Annotated in this window: 8 protein-coding genes; 1 reads left to right on the top strand and 7 read right to left on the bottom strand. The window is 53.5% G+C overall.

Features of this window, described 5'->3' with window-relative positions:
- Positions 1-1,129: 1,129 nt before the first annotated feature.
- From OUY18_RS13700 to OUY18_RS13670, 7 genes are all read right to left on the bottom strand, one after another.
- Positions 1,130-1,750: a DUF3267 domain-containing protein gene (locus OUY18_RS13700; protein WP_268059342.1), complete on the bottom strand. Its 621-nt coding sequence runs from the start codon at positions 1,748-1,750 to the stop codon at positions 1,130-1,132.
- A 59-nt stretch (positions 1,751-1,809) separates the two neighbouring features.
- Entirely contained in the window at positions 1,810-4,173 is a 2,364-nt protein-coding gene (locus tag OUY18_RS13695; RefSeq protein ID WP_268059341.1) for a homocysteine S-methyltransferase family protein, read from the bottom strand.
- A 4-nt stretch (positions 4,174-4,177) separates the two neighbouring features.
- Positions 4,178-4,813, bottom strand: coding sequence for a vitamin B12 dependent-methionine synthase activation domain-containing protein (locus OUY18_RS13690; RefSeq protein WP_268059340.1), 636 nt, complete (start codon positions 4,811-4,813; stop codon positions 4,178-4,180).
- Positions 4,814-4,817: 4 nt separating this feature from the next.
- Positions 4,818-5,681, bottom strand: a complete 864-nt coding sequence (gene metF, locus OUY18_RS13685) for a methylenetetrahydrofolate reductase [NAD(P)H] (protein ID WP_268059339.1) — start codon at positions 5,679-5,681, stop codon at positions 4,818-4,820.
- A 480-nt stretch (positions 5,682-6,161) separates the two neighbouring features.
- Positions 6,162-6,335, bottom strand: coding sequence for a hypothetical protein (locus tag OUY18_RS13680; RefSeq protein WP_268059338.1), 174 nt, complete (start codon positions 6,333-6,335; stop codon positions 6,162-6,164).
- Between the two features lie 44 nt (positions 6,336-6,379).
- Entirely contained in the window at positions 6,380-6,553 is a 174-nt protein-coding gene (locus OUY18_RS13675; protein WP_268059337.1) for a hypothetical protein, read from the bottom strand.
- Between the two features lie 59 nt (positions 6,554-6,612).
- Entirely contained in the window at positions 6,613-7,164 is a 552-nt protein-coding gene (locus OUY18_RS13670) for a TIGR01440 family protein (protein ID WP_268059336.1), read from the bottom strand.
- Positions 7,165-7,377: 213 nt separating this feature from the next.
- On the opposite strand from OUY18_RS13670, the gene OUY18_RS13665 reads away from it, so the two are divergent.
- Positions 7,378-8,217, top strand: coding sequence for a DegV family protein (locus OUY18_RS13665; RefSeq protein WP_268059335.1), 840 nt, complete (start codon positions 7,378-7,380; stop codon positions 8,215-8,217).
- The last annotated feature ends 364 nt before the right edge of the window (positions 8,218-8,581 follow it).

Genomic DNA, 8,581 nt, shown 5'->3' with positions numbered 1-8,581 from the left:
ACACGCTTTCTATGTGGTTTTCATTGACGTTCCTCCGAGGTAGTTCAGGGGAAAAGGCACCTTTGTAAATAAAAAATGTCGGACTTACACCCGGCGGTGTAGGACGCCGGGAAGCCGACAAAATCTACTCTCCTAGGGGGGAGAGTTTGGGGAACCGTTCGCCCGGTTGCCCCCGGTTTTCCTCCCGGCGATGCGGCGCCGGGAGGCCGGAGTTTGTGGTCTATATTCACACGAGGTGAAAAAGAGGCGAACGCTTTTTAAGATCGGGCGGCGGGAATATGGTAAAGCGGTGCNCGCCGGGAGGCCGGAGTTTGTGGTCTATATTCACACGAGGTGAAAAAGAGGCGAACGCTTTTTAAGATCGGGCGGCGGGAATATGGTAAAGCGGTGCACCCCAAAATACCCGTCTCATTAAATGGTGAACGCCCGCCGCCCGATTGCAGGGCATAAAAAAACGCCGTATACGGATCAATTCCATATACAACGTCATCAAGTTCATTGCGAAATTCGAAAAATACCCCTGTACAAAAAGCGAAACAGGCGGTATAATAGAAAACGCAATGTGCTGATTATTCAGTTGCTTATGGAGGGTCTGCTCCGTAGGCAGGGGACAGGTGTTTGCACCACCTGTTCCTGCATTGCAATTGTTTTTATGCCTTGCAAGCAAATTATAACCCTTTTATTCGAATATTGCAATAGGGATTTCGTATTTAAATGAATTATTGAAAATATATTAATAATTAAAAGTCGAAAGTTGTTCAGCAAAAATTGCCGGCAGCTTTTTATTTTTTATTGCCTGCAAGCCGGGGGGACAATTTTATATTCTTGATAGGTCGAACCTATCTCTTTGCCCTTCCTACTAAATTACAGGAATGATTTAGCTTGCCCTCAGGCCGGGCGGGCCCCTACATTCGGAATCGTCCGAAAGTAGGCAAAGGACGAGCCGGGGGCTTTTGAATCCCGGCGTGAGGGTTCCACAAACGCCCCCTGCACTCCTGAGGTATCCCCAAAAGGTCTTTCGGGTATACGAATTCTATGTGGTTTTCATTGACGGTCCCCACACAGGAAGTTTAGTGGAAAAGCGGCAGTTTAGAGAATACCGATTTATTCGAATCAGGTTTATCGCTCATCATTCTTTGAAAAATGTTTTCGAGCCGTTATTCACAAGATAGGCGCCCTTGGGCACCTGCACGGCAACGAAACACAGATTTAAGCAGTCCACGCAAGACCCCATTGCATTTACTAAGCATAAAAATATCGTGTATCCATTCAGCCATCCAAAAAAAGAAAGAACAAAGGGCAGCAGTACCGATAACAAGAGGAAAGGCATAATTGTTATCACAAGGTACCTGCCCTTTTTGATTTTTTCGGTCGTATAAACAAACCCAAAAAGGCCGTTAATGCCCCAAAACACATGGTCGGATTTGAGTGCATTCGGGATAAAAAAGGCATGGAGAAATTCATGGAGCACCGTAAAAAGATAAAGAGCAACAATATAGAGCAGGGTATACAAATTCACTGTGAATGCAATGCTGTACCCATTATTTCCGGCCCTGAAAAATTCTCTTAACGGGGGATACAAAGCATACCCAATCCCCATGACAATCAGCCCGTTCAGGAAGGCAAAAGGCAGCGACAGCAGCGTTGCCGTTGCTAAATTCGGCGGCTCTTTCAGCTTTTTCCAGCCCTCTGCTGCTAATTTTTTACTCCGTTCTTCATCTTCCGAAGGTATTTTTTTGGTATATTTCATTTATCAGAAACCTTTCATACAGGGAAGCTGTCCGGCACCCGCCGAACAGCTTTTTTGTTTTAATTGGCTTTAAAAAGTTCCTGCGCGTAATGCACGGAAGCCATGGCGTCTTTTCCGTAGAAGTCGGCGCCGATCTGCTTGGCGTACTCCGGGGTTAAGACCGCGCCGCCGACCATCACCCGGCAGGCAGGCAGCTTTTCGCGCAGAAGGCGGATGGTGTCCGCCATATTGGCGACAGTGGTTGTCATCAGCGCGCTCAGGCCGACAAGCTTCACGCCGTCTTTCTGCGCCGCGCCGACCACCGTTTCGGGCGGAACGTCTTTTCCGAGGTCGATCACGTCATACCCGTAGTTTTCGAGAAGCACCTTCACAATATTCTTGCCGATATCGTGAATATCACCCTTTACGGTGGCGAGGATAATTTTTTCTTTTTTCGACCGGCTCGCTTCCTGCCCCATGCTGGCGCGGATTTCCTCAAACGCGGTTTTGGCGGCTTCTGCGCTCATTAAAAGCTGGGGAAGGAACAGCACGCCCTGTTCGAAATCCCTGCCCACGCGGTCGAGCGCGGGAATCAGCTCGGTATTGATAATTTCGAGCGGCTCCGTCGTTTTTAAAAGGGAATTCGCCGCCGCGCGCGCGCTTTCTTTCAGCCCTCCGGCCACCGCTTCGGAAAGGGTAATCTCGCCTTGAACGGACGCGGGGGCGGCGGCTTTCTGTTCGGAATACCGCGTGATATACGCCATGCATTTTTCGTCTTTCCCGCTTAACGCGCAGTAGGCGAAATACGCGTTCATCATTTCATCGGAATTGGGGTTCACGATCGCCGCGTCCAGCCCGTTCTGCAAGGCCATGGTGAAAAATACCGCGTTGATATGCTCACGGTGAGGAAGGCCGAAAGAAATATTGGACACGCCGAGCGAAGTAAAAACGCCCAGCTTTTCGCGCACCATGCGGAGCGCCTCCAGCGTAACCGCCGCGTTCTCCTGCCCCGCGCTGATGGTCATGGCCAGCGTATCGACGAGGATATCCTTTTTCTCTATCCCGTATTCCGCGGCTGTTTTTACGATCTTTTCGGCGATTTTATACCGCCCCTGCGCCGTTTCGGGAATCCCGTTTTCGTCCAGCGTAAGCGCGATGACCGCGCCGCCGTATTTTTTTACAAGCGGGAATACCGCTTCCATGGATTCTTTCTTGCCGTTTACGGAGTTGATCAGCGGCTTGCCGTTGTAAATCCGCATGGCGGCTTCCATGGCGCGCGGGTCGGAGGTATCGATCTGAAGCGGCAGGTCGACAACGCTCTGAATCTCCGAAACCGCGCGCGGCAGAAGCGACGGCTCGTCAATTTCCGGCAGGCCGACGTTCACGTCGAGGATATGCGCGCCCTTCTGCTGCTGGGTGATTCCCTCGCGCAGAAGGTAGTCCATATCGCCGCCGCGCAGCGCCTGTTTCAGCTTCGGCTTGCCCGTCGGGTTGATGCGTTCGCCGATCAGCACCGGCTTTTCCCCGAACGCCATGGCTTTCGCAAAGGAGGAAACCACCGTGCGGTTTTTCTTCTGGAGGGGCTTTGGCGGGATTTTCGCGCACCGTTTCACCAGCGCGGCGATGTAGTCCGGCGTTGTGCCGCAGCAGCCGCCCAGAATCCACGCGCCGTCCCGCGCGATTTCCTCCATGGCGGCGGAAAAATCCTGCGGATTTACGTCAAAGATCGTTTTGCCCCCCTCGCTGCGGGGCAGACCCGCGTTCGGGTTCAGAATCACCGGAAGGGAACAGCAGTCCAGAAGCTGCGGGACAAGCCGTTTCATCTGCTCCGGGCCGAAGCCGCAGTTCAGCCCCAGCGCGTCTACTTTCAATCCTTCCAGCAGCGCGACGGCGGCGGGGAGGTCCCCTCCGGTCAGGAGTTTTCCCTGCTCGTCGGCAACCATGGTGGCGAAAACCGGCAGCCCGGTCTGCTTCGCCGCTAGGACGGCGGCTTTGCATTCGTAGGTATCGCTCATGGTTTCAATTAGAATAATATCCGCGCCGGCCTTTTTCCCCACCTCCGCCGCTTCGGAAAACACGGAAACGGCGTCCTCAAAGGCAAGATCGCCGAGCGGCTTTAAAAGCTTGCCGGTCGGGCCGATATCCATAGCGACAAGCGCGCCGTCTGCGGCTTTTTTTGCAATTTCCACCGCGGCAAAGATGATTTCCTCCGCGCTGCGGCCGCTTCCGTGCAGTTTTATCGCGTTCGCGCCGAATGTATTGGTTTTCAGGATGTCCGCGCCCGCCCTGCGGTACCGGCTGTGAATATCAAAAATGATCTCCGGGCGGCTGAGGTTCCAAAGCTCCGGCAGTTCCCCGGGGCCAAGGCCGTTTTCCTGCAACAGCGTACCCATGCCGCCGTCGAAAAACAGCAGGCGCTTTCCCAAATCTTCCAGTATTCTCATGCTTTCACTCCTTTCGGAACGGACAGTCCGCCGACCGGCATTCCATGCATTTTGCAATATGACAGCTTGTTTTCTCTTTTGTGAGCCCGATGACGGCGGTGACGGATTTCGTCGGCACCAGCATGCAGTTTTCCGTCATGGAAAGGCCGATTTTCCGGCATTCCAGTATCTTTAAAAAATCCCGCTGATACCGGATGGGGAAGTCACCGTAGCCGGGGCTGTAGCGCGGGCGAAGGTAAAGGCCGCGCTTTGCCGCTTCCTCCGCGATTTCCTGTTGGAATTCGTCGCACACGCTTTCCGTAAGGGCGGCGGCGCAGGCCTGCATTACCACGGCGCGGCTCATGTCGGCTTTCGCGGCGCGTTCCAGAAGGAAATCCGCCCGCGCGCCCAGCGTGGCGGCAAACAAGGCGGCTTCCCCGCATCCGGAAAGATGCTTCGCGAGGTCGGCGCTTTCCACCGCGAATCCGCCGATGGCAACCGCGCCGCCCGAAAAAGTAACGGGGAAAACCCGGTGCATGCTTCGCGGCGTGACCGCCTGTTCCAGCTCCGCAAGGCAGGATTCGATGGCCTGCAAGGTGCGTTCGTCCGCCGGTTTTCCCCGGAAACCGAGGTAACGCAGAATTTCGTTTCGATCCGTCATGGCATCACCCGATGATTTCCGATAGATTTTCCATGATTTTCGCGGCGATATCCGGTTTATTCATGGTATAAATGTGAATAGAATTCACTCCGTTGGAGATCAGGTCGATAATCTGCTCCGTGGCGTAGGCGATGCCCGCCTGTTTCATCGCCGCGGGGCGGTCGGCGAATTTGTCGGCGATCGCCTTGAAGCGGGGCGGGAGTTCCGTTCCGGAAAGGGCGCAGATGCGCTTGATCTGGCGGCTGTTCGTTACCGGCATGATTCCCGCGACCACGGGGACATTGATTCCTTTCGCAAGGATACGGTACAGGAAATTATAAAGGATATTGTTGTCAAAAAACATCTGGGTAGTCAGGAAGTCGCAGCCGCATTCGACCTTCCGCTTTAAATAGTCGATGTCGTCCTCCTTGTGGGCGCACTCGATGTGCCCTTCCGGGTAGCAGGCCGCGCCGATGCAGAAATCGCCGCGCGCCTTAATTTGTGCAACCAGCTCGCTGGCGTAGCGGTAATGACCGGGCGAGGGGAAATCGGAATCCTTCGGGATATCCCCGCGCAGGGCGAGGATATTTTCAATATGCTTTTCCTTCAGCTCCTCCAATATCCGTGCAACTTCGTCCTTGGTGGAGGATACGCAGGTCAGGTGCGCCAGCGCCGTAACCCCCCTGCTCTCGATTTCCTCGGCAATACGGGCGGTATTTATCGAAGTTCCGCCCCCCGCGCCATAGGTTACGCTCATGAAGTCGGGCTTCAGCGCGGCGATATCGCGCACCACTTCGCATACATGATCCAGCTCGCCGTCTTTTTTCGGCGGGAACAGCTCGCAGGAAACCGTTACCCTGCCGCTTTTTAACCGTTCACAGATTTTCATAATGACGCTTCCTTTCGGGCTTATAGATTTAATGTTCCGCCGTTTTGGCCGCGGATTTCCCGCACACTGCATTTGCGCAAAGAGGGCGGAGAACTTTCGGTTTCTGTAAAAATAAAAAAACCGTCTTCGGAAAGCAAACGCTTTTCTGAAGACGGGTTCTCCCGTGGTACCACTTCAATTTGCCCTCCCCTCGCGGGAACGAGCCTCTAAGGGTATTACAGTTTTCCTGCCTATACCCGCTTTCGTTAACGGGAAATCCCGTCGCAGCCTAAACGGATTCCGTCTCGGTGCGCCACTCAAAAGCCATTTTCGTCCGGCCTCCCGTCCGCTTCCTTTCAGCGCGGAAATCCGCGGAAGCTTCTCTGTGTGCGTTCAGAGGGACTACTTTCTTCGTCAAAGTGTTTCAAATATTTTCGTAAGTGTAGCATAAAACCCGGGCGCTGTCAATATGTAGCGGGGGGCGCGCCTGCACCCCTCGTTTTATTCGTTACGCATCAGATTCGCCGCGTAATCACGCAGGCTGTCAAATGAATTGATATTTTGTTCGCGCTCATAGATGCTTTCCTTTACATAATCCGGCAGGTTGTCAAAATAATCGTCCGCTTCGCTGTCGTTCTCGATCAGCTCATAGAGTCCGTTGTATTTTGGTCCCATAGAATTCACCTCCGGTGATAGTTTTCTCCGAACGGAGAAAATTATCAGTCTTTCCCATCAATTCCCCCGGTTTCTTTTAAATGCTCGCCAACCTCCATCAGCTCGCCGAGCGTACTGATTTCGACCCCGGAGCGCTTAATGCGGTTCTGAACGTCTTTGGGAAGGGAAGTAAAATAATTCTTTAAGTTCGGGTCGGTTTCGTAAACGGATTTCCCCAAAAAATCACCCCGTGTTTAGCTTTCGCCCAAACACGGGGTTTTACCACTGGAAATTTTCGTTATTTTATGGTTTCATCGTAATGCGCGCGCTCGCCACCGATAAACTTCGGCCTTGTGCGGGCGCAGGTTACGTTTGCTTCGCCGATTTTCCGTACGGAAAGACGCACCGGCACCGCCACCCTTTGCAGATGCATGCCGATCAGCGTGTCGCCGATATCCATGCCCGCCTGCGCCGAGACTTCCTCCACCGCGACGGGATGCCCGAAGTTCGCATACGCCGCCGAAGCGAACGACCCGCCCGCTTTCGGCTGGGGAACGGCGTTTACGATTTCCAGCCCGTTTTTCAGCGCGGCTTCCTTTTCAATAATCAGCGCGCGGTTCAGGTGTTCGCAGCACTGCGCCGCCAAATAAATCCCCTTTTCCTTTAAAACAGGGTAAATCGCGCCAAAAACCGCGTTCGCGATTTCCACGCTGGAAGACGAACCGATATCGTGCCCGCCGATTTCACTGGAAGAACAGCCGACCACCAGCATATCCCCGGCATTCAGTTTCGCGGCGCTTAAAAGCTCGCTTACCGCCGTTTTCGCCTGCGCGGCAATTTCTTCAAACATTTTGCTCAGCTCCAATCCTTTTCTCGAAATTCAATGGCAAACTGTACGTATAAGGCGATCTGTTTGTCAAATAGTATAACCCGATTTGATTTATTTTTCAATTCCTATGGATAAATCGTTTAGGGAATTATTATGAATCGTTTGATATGATATTATAAATCAATATATATGGTATTTAAAACCATATAATAAATGGAAATTGGAAGTGCTTTTATGAGCTGGGGAATTATTTCAGACAGTTCCTGCGATCTGCCTTCAAGCGCATTTGCGGATTCCGGCCTGCATTTTGCCGCCGTACCCCTGAAAATCGTTGTAGGGGGTACCGAATATACGGACAACGATGACCTAAACGTCAACGCCATGCTGGCGCACATGAAAAGCTTTAAAGGGCCGTCCTCGTCGGCATGCCCCGCGCCCGAGGAATGGGCGAGAGAATTCCGCAAAAGCGACCGTACCGTCGCCGTAACGATGACGAGCGCGCTCAGCGGAACCTACAACAGCGCGCTGATCGGAAAGAATATGGTGCTGGAGGAAAGCCCGGAAAAAGACATCCATGTGATCGATTCCCACACCACCGGGGGCGGCCTTGTGCTGATTCTCCGCAAGCTGGAGGAGCTGATTTCCGCCGGGCTGGACTTTGAAGCCGTGGTGAAGCAGGCGGAAGCCTATACCCGCAGCATTTTTCTGCTCTTTTCCTGCGGCTCCTACGATAATCTCGTGAAAAACGGGCGCATGTCCCGTATCGCGGGTATCCTCGCGTCTTCGCTGGGCATCCGCGCCGTCGCTTCCAACACGCCGGAGGGAACCATCCGCGTTTTGCAGAAGCCCCGGGGGGAAGAACGGGCGCTCGAAGTGATCGTAAGAACTATGAGCGAATGGAAAAACCTTGCCGGCATGCCGGTGGTGATCACCCACTGCAACGATCCCGTTGGAGCGCAGCGCCTGAAGGAGAAGATTGCGCATGTATGCATGACCACGAAAATCACCATCATGCAGACGCGCGGCCTGACAAGCTTTTACAACGACAACGGCGGCCTGATGATCGCCTTTTAGGGGCGCACAGCGCCCTTTTAGCCGTTTCCCCCGCGCCGCAGGCGGCGCTCCTCCACGGAATGCTAACGTAGGACTCCGTCAATGAAAACCACATAGAATGCGTGTACCCGAAAGGCCTTTTGGGGATACCTCGGGGTGCAGGGGGCTTTTGTGGAACCCTCTCGCCGGGAATTCAAACGCCCCCTGCTCGGCCTTTGCCTACTTTCGGACGATTCCGAAAGTAGGGGCCTGCCCGGCCTGAGGGCAGACTAAATCATTTCTGTAATTCAATATGAAACACAAAGGAATAGGTACGGCTTGCTCGAGGGCACAGAATAAAAAAATGTCGGACTTACACCCGGCGTGTGCGGAGCGCCGGGAAGCC

It is taken from the genome of Caproiciproducens galactitolivorans (assembly GCF_026672255.1).
GTDB lineage: Bacteria > Bacillota > Clostridia > Oscillospirales > Acutalibacteraceae > Caproiciproducens > Caproiciproducens galactitolivorans_A.
The sequence above is the reverse complement of the archived record's forward strand: the minus strand, read 5'-3'. Positions and strand labels throughout refer to the sequence as shown.